We start from the raw sequence: 15155 nt of genomic DNA, 5'->3' as shown, positions 1-15155 counted from the left end.
CGGCCTACCAGCCGCGCTCGCGCCACTCCTCGACATGGGGGCGCTCGACGCCGAGCGTCGAGTCGTTGCCGTGGCCGGGGTAGAACCACGTCTCGTCGGGGAGCGCGTCGAAGATCCGGGTCGAGACGTCACCGATCAGCTGGGTGAAGCGCTCGGCGTCGCCCTGCGTGTTTCCGACACCACCGGGGAACAGACAGTCCCCGGTCCAGAGGTGCGGCCGGCCCGACCCGTCGTCGTACAACAGGCAGATCGAGCCGGGGGTGTGGCCTGCGACCGGGATCACGACGAGTGAGCAGGTGCCCACCTGGATCCGGTCGTCGGCGCCGACCCGCTGGTCGACGGTCACCCCGGTCTGCTCGGTGATCGCGTCGGCGTCGGGCGTGCCGGCGATGACGGTCGCGCCGGTGCCGGCCACGACCTCGGCGAGGGCGCGGTGGTGGTCCCAGTGCTGGTGGGTCGTGACCACCGCGGTGAGCCCACCGTCCCCGATCAGCTCCAGCAGCCGGTGGGCCTCGTCGGCCGCGTCGATCAGCACCTGGTCGCCGGTGTCGGTGCAGCGCAGGAGGTAGCAGTTGTTGTGCATCTCCGGGTCGACCGCGAGCTTGGTGATCTCGAGGGCCCCCGCCGTACGACGGTCCGGGGCGCCGCCGGGGGACACCTCGCCGGTGTAGTCAGCCTGCTGGGTCATGGGGTCACCACGCTCCGATCTCGGGAAGCTCGCCGTGCGAGCAGGACACAGTCTCGGGGGCGGGGCGGCCGGTCAGCCACCAGCCCAGGTCGGCCGCTGGGCCGGTCACGACCGGGACCGGGTGCTCCGCGTCCGGCTCCGCGTCGCCGAACAGCCAGGTGCGGTCGGAGTCGAGCGGCTTGACCTCGAAGGCCGTGGTGGCGTCGCGCCTGGACATCGCGTCGAGGAGCAGCTCGGCGAACTCGGGCGACCAGTCGGCGGTGGTGTAGCCAGCTCCCAGGTCGACATGGTGGATCTCCACCTCGCGGAGCCGCATGCCCGGCAGGCTGGCGGTCTGCATGGTGCGTCCGCCCGGCGTGCGCTCGATCCGCCCCTGCCAGCCGGTCGGGGGCACCGCGGTGATCGCGTCGTTGATCGCGCTGGTGCCGGCCAGCAGCCGGTCACGGAGCTCACTCGCGTCGGCGGTGGCAAGGTCGGAGATGTCGGAGTCGCGCTGCTCGTCGGAGTCGTACATGGTGCGCGCCTCGTCGGCGTCGGACTCGTCGGCGACCACCCCGCGCAGGGCCCGGGCCATGCCCTCGGCGTTGAGGGCGAGGTGTGCGACGACGTGCGCGCGTGTCCAGCCGGGGAGCAGCGACGGGGCCGACCAGTCCTCGTCGCCGAGGCCGTCGACGGTGCGCGTCAGCCGCTGCGCGGCCTCGCCCAGGAGTTCGGCCACCCGCTGGGCCGAGTGCTGCGCCGAGTGGTCGGGAGCCGAGGTCATGGCGCCATCTAACACCCCGCCGACACCCGAAGGGGTACCTCGCCCCGCCACGTAGGATCGGACTGTCGGTGGGGCGTGGCACGCTTGCGCTGACCACCAGCGTGGACGAACATGTGTTCGAACGCCGTCCGACGACCAGCTAGGGAAGTTCGTGGCCGACCAGCTCATCATCCGGGGTGCCCGGGAGCACAACCTCAAGGACATCTCGCTCGACCTGCCGCGCGACGCCCTGATCGTGTTCACCGGCCTCTCGGGCTCGGGCAAGTCGAGCCTGGCGTTCGACACCATCTTCGCCGAGGGGCAGCGCCGCTACGTCGAGTCGCTGTCGGCGTACGCGCGCCAGTTCCTCGGCCAGATGGACAAGCCCGACGTCGACTTCATCGAGGGCCTCTCGCCCGCGGTGTCCATCGACCAGAAGTCCACCTCGAAGAACCCCCGCTCCACCGTCGGCACGATCACCGAGGTCTACGACTACCTCCGCCTGCTCTATGCCCGCGCCGGCCGCGCCCACTGCCCGGTCTGCGGCGCCCCGATCGAGCGGCAGACACCCCAGCAGATCGTCGACCGCGTCCTGGCGCTCGAGGAGCGTCGCCGCTTCCAGGTGCTGGCCCCGGTGATCCGTGGCCGCAAGGGGGAGTACGTCGAGCTGTTCCGGCAGCTCCAGACCGACGGCTTCTCGCGGGTGCGGGTCAACGGCGAGATCCACACGCTCGACGACCCCCCGAAGCTCGACAAGCAGAAGAAGCACACGATCGAGGTCGTGATCGACCGGCTGGCGGTCAAGCCGTCGTCGAAGCGCCGGCTGACCGACTCGGTCGAGACCGCCCTGCGGCTCGCCGCCGGGCTGGTGGTCTTCGACTTCGTCGACCTCCCGGCGAAGGACCCCGGTCGCGAGCTGAAGTTCTCCGAGAAGATGTCGTGCCCCAACGACCACACGATCGACACCGACGAGCTCGAGCCCCGGTCGTTCTCCTTCAACTCACCGTTCGGCGCCTGCCCCGAGTGCCACGGTCTGGGCACCCGGATGGAGGTCGACCCCGACCTGGTCGTCCCCGACCCCCAGGCGACCCTGGGCGAGGGCGCGATCCAGCCGTGGAGCCAGGCCCACGTCGCCGACTACTTCCTGCGGCTGATGGGTGCGCTCGGCGAGGAGCTGGGCTTCGACCTCAACACCCCGTGGGAGAAGCTCTCCAAGAAGGCCCGCGCCTCCCTGCTCGACGGCCACCCGACCAAGGTGCACGTCGTCACCACCAACCGCTACGGCCGCCAGCGCGCCTACTACGCCGAGTTCGAGGGCGTCCGCACCTACGTCGAGCGCCGCCACCACGAGGCCGAGTCCGACACCAGCCGGGAGCGCTTCGAGGGCTTCATGCGCGAGGTGCCCTGCCCGGCCTGCCACGGCAGCCGGCTGAAGCCGGTCAGCCTGGCCGTGACCATGGGCGGCAAGTCGATCGCCGAGGTCTGCGCCCTGCCGATCAACGAGAGTGCCGCGTTCCTGCGCGAGCTCGAGCTCTCCACCCGTGAGAAGCAGATCGCCGAGCGGGTGCTCAAGGAGATCCAGGAGCGGCTCAACTTCCTGCTCGACGTCGGGCTCGACTACCTCTCGCTCGACCGTCCCAGCGGCTCGCTGAGCGGCGGCGAGGCGCAGCGGATCCGGCTCGCCACGCAGATCGGTGCCGGCCTGGTCGGGGTCCTCTACGTCCTCGACGAGCCCTCGATCGGTCTCCACCAGCGCGACAACCAGCGCCTGATCGAGACCCTGGTCCGGCTCAAGGACCTCGGCAACACCCTGATCGTGGTCGAGCACGACGAGGAGACCATCCGCACCGCCGACTGGGTGGTCGACATCGGCCCGGGTGCCGGCGAGCACGGCGGCCAGGTTGTCCACTCGGGCTCGGTGAAGGGGCTGCTCAAGCACCGCGACTCCCTGACCGGGATGTACCTCTCGGGGCGCCGCGAGATCCCGGTGCCCGCCGTACGCCGTCCGCGCACCAAGGGCCGCGAGCTCAAGGTGGTCGGCGCGGTCGAGCACAACCTCCGCGACATCGACGTCAGCTTCCCGCTGGGGCTCTTCGTCTCGGTGACCGGCGTGTCCGGCTCGGGCAAGTCCACCCTGGTCAACGACATCCTCTACACCAGCCTGGCCAAGCAGATCTACAACGCCCGGGCCGTGCCCGGCCGGCACAAGCGGATCAACGGCGTCGACCAGGTCGACAAGGTGATCCACGTGGACCAGTCGCCGATCGGGCGCACCCCCCGCAGCAACCCCGCCACCTACACGGGAGTGTTCGACCACATCCGCAAGCTCTTCGCGTCGACGCCCGAGGCCAAGGTGCGCGGCTACCTCCAGGGGCGGTTCTCGTTCAACGTCAAGGGCGGGCGCTGCGAGGCCTGCGCCGGCGACGGCACGATCAAGATCGAGATGAACTTCCTGCCGGACGTCTACGTCCCGTGCGAGGTCTGCCACGGTGCCCGCTACAACCGCGAGACGCTCGAGGTCCACTACAAGGGGAAGACCATCGCCGAGGTGCTCGACATGCCGATCGAGGAGGCCGCGGACTTCTTCGCCGCGGTGCCCGCGATCGCGCGGCACATGGTCACCCTGTGCGAGGTCGGGCTGGGCTACGTCCGGCTCGGCCAGCCCGCGACGACCCTGTCGGGAGGAGAGGCCCAGCGGGTCAAGCTGTCCAGCGAGCTCCAGAAGCGATCGACCGGCCGCACCGTCTACGTCCTCGACGAGCCGACCACCGGGCTGCACTTCGAGGACATCCGCAAGCTCCTCGGGGTGCTCTCGAGCCTGGTCGACAAGGGCAACACCGTGCTGGTGATCGAGCACAACCTCGACGTGATCAAGACCTCCGACTGGGTGATCGACATGGGCCCCGAGGGCGGGTCCCGCGGCGGGATGGTGATCTCCGAAGGCACTCCCGAGCAGGTGGCAGCCGACACCGAGAGCTATACCGGGCAGTTCCTGGCGCCGCTGCTGACCACCGGCCGAACCGCCTGACGGGTCTGGTCGTAGTACCAACGTCCCACAGCGCAATCTCAGCCTTCGCAGCTAGCGTTGACAGCAACGACCCCCCGCCCAGACCCCGCCAGGAGCCTCCGTGACCGACCCAGCACTGACCCGACGCCGCGCCCTCGCGGGAGCCGCCGTGGGTGGCCTGAGCCTGCCGCTGTTGGCTGCCTGCGGCGGCTCGAGCAAGCCCGCTGCCCAGCCGGGCGGGCAGCAGGGTGGCCAGTCGGGCGGCAAGACTCCTTCGGGGTCCTCCAGCACCCTCCTGACGACCGCCTCGGCGGTGCCCGTGGGCGGCGGGGTGATCCTCGGCCAGCAGAACGTCGTGGTGACCCAGCCGACCCAGGGTCAGTTCGAGGGGTTCGGTGCCACCTGCACCCACGCGGGCTGCATCCTCGCGTCGGTGTCGGCGGGCACCATCAACTGCGGCTGCCACGGCAGCCAGTTCTCGATCAAGGACGGCAGCAACGTCGCGGGCCCGCTGGGCAGCCCGCCGGGCTCGGTGCCGGCCCTGCCGAGGGTCGCGGTCAAGCTCCAGGGCAAGGACATCGTCGCCGGCTGATCCGGCTCCCTGCAGACGCAACGGTGTCCCCGCCTGCCCGTAGGCTTGAAGCGTGACCAACCCCGCGTCGTACCGTCCCAAGGCGGGGGAGATCCCGACCCAGCCGGGGGTCTACCGGTTCCGCGACGCGCGTGGCCGGGTGATCTACGTCGGCAAGGCGAAGAACCTGCGGGCCCGGCTGTCGTCGTACTTCCAGGACGTCGGCAACCTGCACGCCCGCACGGCGGCGATGGTGACCACCGGCGCGAGCGTCGAGTGGACGACGGTCAACACCGAGGTCGAGGCCCTCCAGCTGGAATACAGCTGGATCAAGGAGTTCGACCCGCGCTTCAACGTGAAGTACCGCGACGACAAGTCCTACCCCTGGCTGGCGGTCACCGTCGGCGAGGAGTACCCCCGGGTGATGGTCGGGCGCGGCGCCAAGAAGAAGGGCACCCGCTACTTCGGGCCCTACAGCCACGCCTGGGCGATCCGCGAGACCGTCGACCAGCTGCTCCGGGTCTTCCCGATGCGCTCGTGCTCCAACGGCGTGTTCAAGCGGTCCGGCCAGATCGGGCGACCGTGCCTGCTCGGCTACATCGACAAGTGCTCCGCGCCGTGCGTCGACAACATCAGCGCCGACGACCACCGCGACATCGTCGACGACTTCTGCGACTTCATGGCCGGCAACACCAACACCTTCGTCAAGCGGATCCGCTCCGAGATGTACGCCGCGTCCGAGGCGCTCGACTTCGAGAAGGCGGCCCGGCTCCGCGACGACCTCGGTGCGATCCAGAAGGCGCTGGAGAAGCAGGCGGTGGTGCTCGCCGACGGCACCGACGCGGACGTGATCGCCCTCGCCGAGGACCCCCTCGAGGTCGCGGTGCAGATCTTCTACGTGCGCGGCGGCCGGATCCGCGGCCAGCGCGGGTGGGTGGCCGACCGGGTCGAGGAGGGCGGCACCGCCGAGCTGGTCGAGGACTTCCTGCTCCAGCTGTACGCCGGCGGCGAGGACGACGACGCCGTCCCCCGCGAGATCCTGGTGCCGACCCTGCCGCCGGAGCCGGAGACCTTCGAGGAGCTGCTCTCCGAGCGTCGCGGCAGCCGGGTCCGGATCCGGGTGCCGCAGCGCGGTGACAAGAAGACGCTGCAGGAGACCGTCGCCCGCAACGCCGGCCAGGCGCTGATGCTGCACAAGACCAAGCGCGGCACCGACCTGACCGCCCGCAACCAGGCGCTGGAGGAGATCCAGAAGGCCCTCGGCCTCGACGAGGCGCCGCTGCGCATCGAGTGCTACGACATCTCCAACCTCCAGGGCACCGAGGTGGTGGCCAGCATGGTCGTCTTCGAGGACGGCCTGGCCCGCAAGAGCGAGTACCGCCGCTTCGTGATCAAGAGCGTCCAGGGCCAGAACGACGTCGCGTCGATGCACGAGGTGATCACCCGGCGCTTCCGGCGGCTGCTCGACGAGCAGGCCAGGTCGACCGAGATCGCCACCGAGTCCGGCCCGATGCTGGTGGACCCGGAGACGGGTCGGCCACGCAAGTTCGCCTACGCGCCGGGCCTCGTGGTCGTCGACGGCGGCCCGCCCCAGGTCGCGGCGGCGCAGGCCGCCCTGCGCGAGCTCGGAGTCGTCGACATCCCGGTCTGCGGCCTGGCCAAGCGGCTCGAGGAGGTCTGGCTGCCGGACCAGGAGGATCCCGTGATCATGGCCCGCTCGTCGGAGGGCCTCTACCTCCTCCAGCGGGTGCGCGACGAGGCTCACCGCTTCGCGATCACCCACCACCGCTCACGGCGCTCCAAGACGATGGTCGAGAGCGTCCTCGACGACGTCCCCGGTCTCGGCGAGGTGCGCCGCAAGACCCTGGTCAAGCACTTCGGCTCCCTGAAGAAGCTGCGGCTGGCCGAGCTCGACGAGATCGCGCAGGTGCCGGGGATCGGGCCGCGGACGGCTTCGGCGATCAAGGATGCGGTCAGCGCTGCCAGCGGTCACACTGGCGCGCAGACGGTGAACACCGCCACCGGCGAGCTCCTGGAGGACTCATGACCGACACGCCCACCGGGCCCTGGGTCGAGCGGAGCCGGGACCACGCCGGCGAGGTCGTGATCGTGACCGGGATGACCGGAGCCGGTCGCAGCACCGCGGCCAAGGAGCTCGAGGACCTCGGCTACTACGTCGTCGACAACCTGCCGCCGTCGCTCCTGCGCGAGGTGGTGCAGCTGGTCGACGAGAGCCGGGGTCACGACCAGCCGATCGCGGTCGTCGTCGACGTCCGCTCCGGCTCGTTCTTCGACTCCCTCCAGTCCAACCTCGCCCACCACGCCGTGGGCCGCCGGACGACCCTGCTCTTCCTCGACGCCACCGACGACGTGCTGGTCCGCCGCCAGGAGGCCGCGCGGCGACCTCACCCCCTCCAGGGGAGCGGGCGGCTGATCGAGGGCCTGCGCCGCGAGCGCTCGGTGCTGGCCGATCTCCGCGCCGACGCCGACCTGGTCATCGACACGTCCGATCTCAACGTGCACCAGCTGACCGACCGGATCGCCGACTCGTTCGGCACGCCCGACCAGATGCGGCTCCAGGTGACGATGATCAGCTTCGGGTTCAAGTACGGCATCCCGATCGACGCCGACTTCGTCGCCGACATGCGCTTCCTGCCGAACCCCTTCTGGGTGCCCGAGCTGCGCGGCAAGACCGGACGGTCCCAGGACGTCAGCGACTTCGTGCTCGGGCAGATGGGCGCCCGCGAGTTCGTCGACAGCTACGTCGAGCTCCTGACGGGGGTCGCCGGTGGCTACCTCACCGAGGGCAAGCGCTTCATGTCGGTGGCGATCGGCTGCACCGGCGGCAAGCACCGCAGCGTGGCGATGACCGAGGAGATCGCCGGCCGGCTCCGCGAGCTCGGGCACAGCGTCGGCGTGGTGCACCGCGACCTCGGGCGGGAGTGACGTGACCGCTCACCCCCGTCGGGTGACCGCACTCGGAGGCGGCCACGGGCTCTTCGCGTCCCTGTCCGCGCTCCGCCGGCTGCCGGTCGACCTGACCGCCGTGGTGACCGTCGCCGACGACGGTGGCTCCTCCGGGCGGCTTCGCTCGGAGTTCGGGGTGCTGCCCCCGGGCGACCTGCGGATGGCTCTTGCCGCCCTCTGCGGTGACGACGAGTGGGGCGAGACCTGGGCCAGGGTGCTCCAGCACCGGTTCGCGGGCACCGGCGAGATGAACGGCCACGTGGTCGGCAACCTCCTGATCGTGAGCCTGTGGGAGCAGCTGGGCGACCATGTGCAGGCGCTCGACTGGGTCGGCCGGCTGCTCGGTGCCCGTGGGCGGGTCCTGCCGATGGCGCTGACCCCGCTCGACATCAGCGCCGAGGTCCGGGGTGTGGACCACGACCGTCCCGACGCCCTGACCACGGTGCGTGGCCAGGTCGCCGTCGCCACCTCGGAGGGCTCGATCGAGTCGATCTCGCTGATCCCGCCCGACCTGCGTCCCTGCCCGGAGGCCGTCGCCGCCGTGCGGGCCGCCGACGCGGTCGTGCTCGGCCCGGGCTCGTGGTTCACCTCGGTGCTGCCCCACCTGGTCGTGCCCGATCTGCGCGAGGCGCTTCTGGAGAGCGAGGGCCACCTCGTCGTGGTGCTCAACCTGGAGGCCCAGGACGGCGAGACCGACGGGTACGCCGCCGCCGACCATCTCGCCGCACTCCTCGACCACGCGCCCGACCTGCCCATCGGCAGCGTGCTGGTCGACCATCGTGAGGCCGGTGACCTCTCCGACCTGGAGCGGCTCGTGAAGGGCTGCGGAGCCCGGCTCGTGGTCGACGACGTGGCGACGGGGGACGGGTCCCCGCGCCACGACCCCGCGAAGCTGGCCGGTGCCTACGCCCGCCTGCTGGACGTGTGACGGGTGGCCACCGTGTATCTCGGCTCCGCTCGAGACGAGGGTTGTTGACGCGCGTGGCAGGATCGGCGCCATGGCGATGACGGCTCAGGTGAAGGCGGAGATCGCCAACACCCACATCACCAAGACCTGCTGCCGCAAGTCCGAGGTGTCGACGATGTTGCGCTTCGCCGGCGGCCTCCACATCGTCAGCGGCAAGATCGTCGTCGAGGCCGAGCTGGACACCGGCGCTGCCGCCCGTCGGCTCCGCAAGGACATCTCGGAGGTCTTCGGCCACCAGAGCGACGTCGCGATGGTGCAGGGCAACGGCATCCGTAAGGGCAGCCGCTACCTGGTCCGGGTGACCAAGGACGGCGAGGCGCTGGCCCGGCAGACCGGTCTGCTGGACGCCCGCGGCCGTCCGGTGCGCGGCCTGCCGCCGGCGGTGGTCTCGGGCGGAGCCTGCGACGCGGTTGCCGCTTGGCGCGGTGCCTTCCTGGCTCACGGCTCGCTGACCGAGCCGGGCCGCTCGTCCTCCCTCGAGGTGACCTGCCCCGGCCCCGAGGCGGCGCTGGCTCTCGTCGGTGTCGCCCGCCGGCTGAGCATCCCCGCGAAGGCCCGTGAGGTGCGCGGGGTCGACCGGGTCGTCATCCGGGACGGCGACGCGATCTCCCAGCTGCTGACCCGGCTCGGCGCCCACGAGGCCCTGATGGCCTGGGAGGAGCGCCGGATGCGGCGCGAGGTGCGGGCCACCGCCAACCGCCTGGCCAACTTCGACGACGCCAACCTGCGCCGCTCGGCCCGGGCCGCGGTCGCGGCCGGCGCCCGCGTGGACCGAGCCCTGGAGATCCTCGGCGACGAGGTGCCCGACCACCTCAAGATGGCCGGCGGCCTGCGGCTGGAGCACAAGCAGGCCTCGCTCGAGGAGCTCGGCCAGCTTCATGAGCCGGTCCTGACCAAGGACGCCATCGCCGGCCGGATCCGTCGCCTCCTCGCGATGGCGGACAAGCGCGCCGAGGAGCTCGGCATCCCCGACACCGAGGCGTCGCTGACCCCCGAGATGCTGGCCGACGAGGACTGACCCCGGTCCGGCACGGCGGCGCGGGCCACGGAGCACCGGCCGGGTCCGTGGTTACTCGCACGTAGGACGAACGTCCCTCCGCAGCCCCGCGAGCGGAGGATAGGGTCGACGTACCGGGTGCGTCACGCGCCCGGGACCAGTACCGATGAAGGAGCAGCAGTGACCGTTCGGGTAGGCATCAACGGGTTCGGCCGGATCGGCCGCAACTTCCTCCGCGCCGTGGCGGCGTCCGGCGCAGACGTCGAGATCGTGGGCGTCAACGACCTCGCCCCCAACGACGTCCTGGCCCACTTCCTGCGCTACGACTCGATCCTGGGTCGTTTCCCGGGCGTCATCGAGTCCGACGAGACCACGCTGACCGTCGACGGCAAGAAGATCCGGGCCAGCGCCGAGCGAGACCCGGCCGCCCTGGCGTGGGGCGACATCGGCGCCGACATCGTGATCGAGTCGACCGGGCTGTTCACCAAGGCCGCGGACGCCCACAAGCACATCGAGGCCGGTGCCAAGAAGGTCATCATCTCCGCGCCCGCCAGCGACGAGGACATCACGATCGTGATGGGCATCAACGACGGCGACTACGACCCGGCCAGCCACCACGTCATCTCCAACGCGAGCTGCACGACCAACTGCCTCGGCCCGATGGCCAAGGTGCTGCTCGACAACTGGGGCATCGACAAGGGGTTCATGACCACGGTCCACGCCTACACCACCGAGCAGCAGCTGCTCGACCAGATCTCGCTGAACCGCAAGGGTCAGATCAACCTGCGTCGGGCCCGCGGCGGCGCCACGAGCATCATCCCGACCACGACCGGCGCGGCGAAGGCGATCTCCCTGGTGCTGCCCGAGCTCAAGGGCAAGCTGGACGGCTACGCGCTGCGGGTGCCGGTCCCGACCGGCTCGGTGACCGACCTGACCGTGACCCTGGGTGCCGAGGTGACCAAGGACGAGGTGAACGCCGCGTTCAAGGCGGCCTCCGAGTCGGGCCCGCTCTCGCCGTACCTCGAGTACACCGAGGACGAGATCGTCAGTGCCGACATCGTCACCTGGCCGGCCTCCTGCACGATCGACGCCGGGCTCACGCTGGCCAACGGCAACCAGGTCAAGGTCGTCGGCTGGTACGACAACGAGTGGGGCTACTCCAACCGCCTGATCGACCTGTCGGCCCTCGTCGGCGCGTCCCTCTGACGGTCCCCCCACAGTGACTGCGACGCTCGAAGCCCTCGGCGACGTCCGGGGCAAGCGGGTCCTGGTGCGCTCGGACCTCAACGTGCCCCTGGACGGTACGACGATCACCGACGACGGGCGGGTGCGCGCCAGCGTCCCGACCATCAAGGAGCTCGCCGAGGCGGGTGCGCGGGTGATCGTGGTCGCGCACCTCGGCCGGCCCAAGGGAGAGCCCGAGGACCGTTTCTCGCTGGCACCGGTCGCCGAACGGCTCGGGCAGCTGCTCGGCCGGCCGGTGGCGTTCGCCCACGACACGGTCGGGCCGTCGGCCCAGGAGACCGTGGACGCACTGGCCGACGGCGAGGTGGCGCTCCTGGAGAACGTCCGCTTCAACGCCGGCGAGACCAGCAAGGACGACGACCTGCGCGGCGCGTTCGCCGACCAGCTGTCCAACCTGGCCGACTGCTTCGTCTCCGACGGCTTCGGTGTCGTCCACCGCAAGCAGGCCAGTGTGTACGACGTGGCCCTGCGACTGCCCTCCGCGATGGGGGGTCTGGTGGCCCGGGAGATCGACGTCCTGCGCCGGCTCACCGTGGACCCGGCCCGGCCCTACGTCGTGGTGCTCGGCGGGTCGAAGGTCTCCGACAAGCTCGGGGTGATCGACAACCTGCTCGGCAAGGCCGATCGGCTCCTGATCGGCGGCGGGATGGTCTTCACGTTCCTCGCGGCCCAGGGACACGAGGTCGGTAAGAGCCTGCTCGAGGCCGACCAGCTCGACATCTGCCGGGAGTACCTCCAGCGTGCCGAGCAGTCGGGCGTCGAGATCCTGCTGCCGACGGACATCGTGGTCGACACCGAGTTCCCGTCCGGTGACCGCGAGCCCCAGCCGCACGTCGTACCGGCAGGAGAGATCCCGTCGGACAGCCTCGGCCTCGACATCGGGCCGGACTCGGCCCGGGCCTTCGCCGCGGCGATCGCGGAGGCGAGGACGGTGTTCTGGAACGGCCCCATGGGCGTGTTCGAGACCGCTGCGTTCGCCGAGGGCACCCGGGCGGTGGCCCAGGCCCTGACCGAGGTCGACGGGCTGTCCGTGGTCGGTGGCGGCGACTCCGCGGCCGCCGTGCGTCAGCTCGGGTTCGACGAGGGCGCGTTCGGCCACATCTCCACCGGCGGCGGCGCCAGCCTGGAGTTCCTCGAGGGCAGGGAGCTGCCCGGGATCGCCGTGCTCGAACGCTGACCGTCTCCTCCCCTCGGTGGTCGAGTGCAGTCGCGACCACCATCGCCGTACGTCGAAAGGACCCCGATGAGCTCGCGCATCCCGCTGATGGCCGGCAACTGGAAGATGAACCTCAACCACGCCGAGGCGGTGGTCCTGGTCCAGAAGCTGGCCTGGATCCTCACCGACAAGAAGCACGACTTCGCGCGCACCGAGGTGGTCGTCGTACCCCCGTTCACCGACCTCCGGTCGGTGCAGACCGTCGTCGACGGTGACCATCTCTCCGTGAAGTACGCCGCCCAGGACGTCTCCGCGCACGAGTCCGGCGCCTACACCGGCGAGATCTCGGCCGGCATGCTGGCCCGGCTCGGCTGCTCCTACGTCGTCGTCGGCCACTCCGAGCGGCGTGAGTACCACCACGAGACGGACGAGCAGGTCAACGCCAAGGCCCGGGCGGCGCTCGGCGCCACCATGGCCCCGATCGTGTGTGTGGGTGAGGGGCTCGACGTGCGCAAGGCCGGGGAGCAGGTCCCCTACACGCTCGCCCAGGTCGACGGCTCGCTGGCCGGCTTCTCGCCGAAGGAGATCGCCGGGCTGGTGATCGCCTACGAGCCGGTCTGGGCGATCGGGACCGGTGAGGTCGCCACTCCGGATGACGCGCAGGAGGTGTGCGCGGCGATCCGGCAGCGCCTGCGCGAGACCGCGGGTGACGAGGCCGCGGACTCCTGCCGGATCCTGTACGGCGGCTCCGTGAAGGCCGCGAACATCGCCGGGATCATGGCCGAGCCCGATGTCGACGGCGCCCTGGTCGGGGGCGCCAGCCTGCAGGCCGAGGAGTTCGGCGGCATCTGCCGGTACTACTCGATGCCGGCCCTGTGACGGCGGAGCGGCGCCTGCATGACGTCGGGCGCAGCACCGGTCTGGACCGGCCCGCGGGCCGGTTCGGCGCACCCCCAGGGGTGACGTAGGCTATGTCGCTGTGACCACCGTCTTCACGATTCTGCTCGTTCTCACCAGTTGCATACTGGTGTTGCTCGTCCTGCTCCACAAAGGCCGCGGGGGCGGTCTCTCGGACATGTTCGGCGGCGGTGTGTCCAGCTCGCTCGGGGGTTCATCCGTGGCGGAGCGCAACCTCGATCGCTTCACCGTAGGTATCGGAGTCATCTGGTTCGCTTGCGTCGTTGCCCTGGGCCTTCTTCTGGCCTACCAGAACTGAGAAAGGTTCATTGCACGTGGCTGGTGGAGGAAATGCGATCCGGGGTAGCCGGGTCGGCGCAGGTCCCATGGGCGAGGCCGAACGCGGTGAGGCTGCCCCACGGCAGGCCGTCACCTACTTCTGCTCGCACGAGCATCGTTCGGTGGTGACCTTCGCCGTCGAGGCGGTGGTGCCCGAGTCGTGGGACTGCCCCAAGTGCGGTCTGCCGGCGAGCCTGGACTCGGAGAACCCACCTCCGGCGCCCAAGATCGAGCCCTACAAGACCCATCTGGCCTACGTGAAGGAGCGCCGCTCCGACGCCGAGGCCACCCAGATCCTGGACGAGGCGATCCAGCTGCTCCGCAGCCGTCGCAAGTCCGGCGACATCATCTTCTGACCACGGCCCGCGGACCGAGCTTGCGACGTCCGCGTTCAGGGCGGGTCTGATGCGCTACGACGTCGTGGTGGTCGGGCTCGGCGCGATGGGCAGCGCCGCGACCTACCAGCTGGCGAAGGCCGGCGTGCGGGTGCTCGGTCTGGATCGGCACCGGCCTCCGCACAACCTCGGCTCGACCCACGGGGACACCCGGATCACGCGGGTGGCGGTCGGCGAGGGGCTGGCGTACGTCCCGCTGGTCCGGCGCTCGCACGAGATCTGGCGCGAGCTCGAGCAGCAGACCGGCACGCAGATCCTGACCCGGTGCGGCGGCCTCGTGCTGGCGCCGGCCGCGCGGGGCTTCGACATGCACGGCACCTCCAGCTTCCTGGCCGACACGGTCGCCGCCGCGCAGGCGTACGACGTGGAGCACCAGGCGCTCGACCCGGCCGGGCTGGCGGCGCGGTTCCCCCAGTTCGCCCTGGCCGGCGAGGAGCACGGCTGCCTCGAGCCCGGCGCCGGGCTCGTCCGACCCGAGCTGGCCGTCGAGCTCCAGCTCCGGCTGGCTCGCGACCTCGGGGCCACCCTCGCGACGGGGGAGCAGGTGCTGGGCTTCGCCGACCACGGGAGCCACGTCACGGTCCGCACCCCGACCCGGACCGTGGAGGCGGCCCAGCTGATCGTCACGGCCGGCCCCTGGCTGCCCGAGGTGGTCCCCGAGCTGGCGCCCGCGGTCACGATCCACCGGCAGGTGCTGTTCTGGTTCGACCTCCGCGACCCCGCGTCGTACCCGCTGATGCGCAACGGCCCGGTCTACATCTGGTGGCCCGGCGGAGACCCGAGCGAGATGATCTACGGCTTCCCGATGGTCGACGGGCCGGCAGGCGGGGCCAAGGTCGCGCGCGAGCAGTACGACGTTGTCACCACCCCCGACGAGGTGGACCGGGTCGTCGGCGCCGACGAGATCGAGGAGATGTACGAGCGGTGCGTGCGGCCGCGACTGCCCGCGCTGTCGGGACGGTGCCTCCGGACGGCGGTGTGCCTCTACACCGTGACCGAGGACAGCCGCTTCCTGATCGACCGGCTCCCGTCCGCACCGAACGTGGTGGTCGCCTCGCCGTGCTCCGGCCACGGTTTCAAGCACTCCGCGGCGATCGGCGAGTCGCTGGCCCAGCTGGTGACCTCCGGCGCGAGCGCGATCGACCTCTCGGCCTTCGCGCTGCCGCCCGCTGGCTGAAGGGAAC

General features: G+C 70.8%; 14 protein-coding genes. 12 read left to right on the top strand and 2 right to left on the bottom strand.

Translation table 11 applies throughout. The features are described 5' to 3' along the window. Positions 1-4 precede the first annotated feature (4 nt). Both E3N83_RS05945 and E3N83_RS05940 read right to left on the bottom strand, forming a co-directional pair. A complete protein-coding gene (locus E3N83_RS05945; protein WP_151082422.1) occupies positions 5-688 on the bottom strand; it encodes an MBL fold metallo-hydrolase in 684 nt (227 codons plus the stop codon). Between the two features lie 4 nt (positions 689-692). Next, positions 693-1451 carry a maleylpyruvate isomerase family mycothiol-dependent enzyme gene (locus E3N83_RS05940; protein ID WP_191907974.1) on the bottom strand — a complete coding sequence of 253 codons (759 nt, stop codon included), beginning with the start codon at positions 1449-1451 and terminating at the stop codon, positions 693-695. Positions 1452-1602: 151 nt separating this feature from the next. Between E3N83_RS05940 and uvrA the strand changes: the two genes are divergently transcribed. The 12 genes from uvrA to solA all read left to right on the top strand — a co-directional run bounded on the left by uvrA (position 1603) and on the right by solA (position 15148). Continuing rightward, positions 1603-4458: an excinuclease ABC subunit UvrA gene (gene uvrA / locus E3N83_RS05935; protein ID WP_151082420.1), complete on the top strand. Its 2856-nt coding sequence runs from the start codon at positions 1603-1605 to the stop codon at positions 4456-4458. Between the two features lie 100 nt (positions 4459-4558). Continuing rightward, the gene (locus E3N83_RS05930; RefSeq protein ID WP_151082419.1) at positions 4559-5029 is read left to right on the top strand and encodes a Rieske (2Fe-2S) protein; all 471 of its coding nucleotides are present in this window, start codon (positions 4559-4561) and stop codon (positions 5027-5029) included. 52 nt (positions 5030-5081) lie between these two features. Further along, positions 5082-7055, top strand: coding sequence for an excinuclease ABC subunit UvrC (uvrC, locus tag E3N83_RS05925; RefSeq protein ID WP_151082418.1), 1974 nt, complete (start codon positions 5082-5084; stop codon positions 7053-7055). Next, positions 7052-7954 carry an RNase adapter RapZ gene (rapZ, locus tag E3N83_RS05920; protein WP_151082417.1) on the top strand — a complete coding sequence of 301 codons (903 nt, stop codon included), beginning with the start codon at positions 7052-7054 and terminating at the stop codon, positions 7952-7954. Before uvrC ends, rapZ begins: the two co-directional genes overlap by 4 nt. Positions 7955-7976: 22 nt before the next feature. After that, the gene (locus E3N83_RS05915; RefSeq protein WP_420371838.1) at positions 7977-8903 is read left to right on the top strand and encodes a gluconeogenesis factor YvcK family protein; all 927 of its coding nucleotides are present in this window, start codon (positions 7977-7979) and stop codon (positions 8901-8903) included. Positions 8904-8973: 70 nt separating this feature from the next. After that, the gene (gene whiA, locus E3N83_RS05910) at positions 8974-9960 is read left to right on the top strand and encodes a DNA-binding protein WhiA (protein ID WP_151082415.1); all 987 of its coding nucleotides are present in this window, start codon (positions 8974-8976) and stop codon (positions 9958-9960) included. Between the two features lie 159 nt (positions 9961-10119). Further along, positions 10120-11145 carry a type I glyceraldehyde-3-phosphate dehydrogenase gene (gene gap, locus E3N83_RS05905; protein WP_151082414.1) on the top strand — a complete coding sequence of 342 codons (1026 nt, stop codon included), beginning with the start codon at positions 10120-10122 and terminating at the stop codon, positions 11143-11145. A 13-nt stretch (positions 11146-11158) separates the two neighbouring features. Beyond that, complete coding sequence (locus E3N83_RS19935) at positions 11159-12361, top strand: phosphoglycerate kinase (RefSeq protein WP_151082413.1); 1203 nt, start codon at positions 11159-11161, stop codon at positions 12359-12361. Positions 12362-12427: 66 nt separating this feature from the next. Beyond that, on the top strand, positions 12428-13219 hold the full coding sequence (tpiA, locus tag E3N83_RS19930) for a triose-phosphate isomerase (protein WP_151082412.1): 792 nt from the start codon (positions 12428-12430) through the stop codon (positions 13217-13219). A gap of 100 nt (positions 13220-13319) precedes the next feature. Beyond that, positions 13320-13556, top strand: coding sequence for a preprotein translocase subunit SecG (gene secG, locus E3N83_RS05890; RefSeq protein ID WP_151082411.1), 237 nt, complete (start codon positions 13320-13322; stop codon positions 13554-13556). Positions 13557-13572: 16 nt separating this feature from the next. Next, positions 13573-13932 (top strand): RNA polymerase-binding protein RbpA, encoded by a 360-nt coding sequence (locus E3N83_RS05885; RefSeq protein WP_151082410.1) that lies wholly within the window; start codon positions 13573-13575, stop codon positions 13930-13932. A gap of 49 nt (positions 13933-13981) precedes the next feature. Beyond that, on the top strand, positions 13982-15148 hold the full coding sequence (solA, locus tag E3N83_RS05880; RefSeq protein WP_202879333.1) for an N-methyl-L-tryptophan oxidase: 1167 nt from the start codon (positions 13982-13984) through the stop codon (positions 15146-15148). Positions 15149-15155: the final 7 nt, after the last annotated feature.

This window comes from Nocardioides cynanchi, assembly GCF_008761635.1.
Lineage (GTDB): Bacteria > Actinomycetota > Actinomycetes > Propionibacteriales > Nocardioidaceae > Nocardioides > Nocardioides cynanchi.
Note: the sequence above shows the minus strand (reverse complement) of the source record. Positions and strands in the feature narration are given on the sequence as shown.

Bases quoted from the DNA above. Each gene is read 5' to 3' on its own strand.
- whiA (WP_151082415.1), top strand. From the start codon at position 8,974: ATGGCGATGACGGCTCAGGTGAAGGCGGAGATCGCCAACACCCACATC.
- rapZ (WP_151082417.1), top strand. From the start codon at position 7,052: ATGACCGACACGCCCACCGGGCCCTGGGTCGAGCGGAGCCGGGACCAC.
- E3N83_RS05945 (WP_151082422.1), bottom strand. From the start codon at position 688: ATGACCCAGCAGGCTGACTACACCGGCGAGGTGTCCCCCGGCGGCGCC.
- tpiA (WP_151082412.1), top strand. From the start codon at position 12,428: ATGAGCTCGCGCATCCCGCTGATGGCCGGCAACTGGAAGATGAACCTC.
- E3N83_RS05940 (WP_191907974.1), bottom strand. From the start codon at position 1,451: ATGACCTCGGCTCCCGACCACTCGGCGCAGCACTCGGCCCAGCGGGTG.
- solA (WP_202879333.1), top strand. From the start codon at position 13,982: ATGCGCTACGACGTCGTGGTGGTCGGGCTCGGCGCGATGGGCAGCGCC.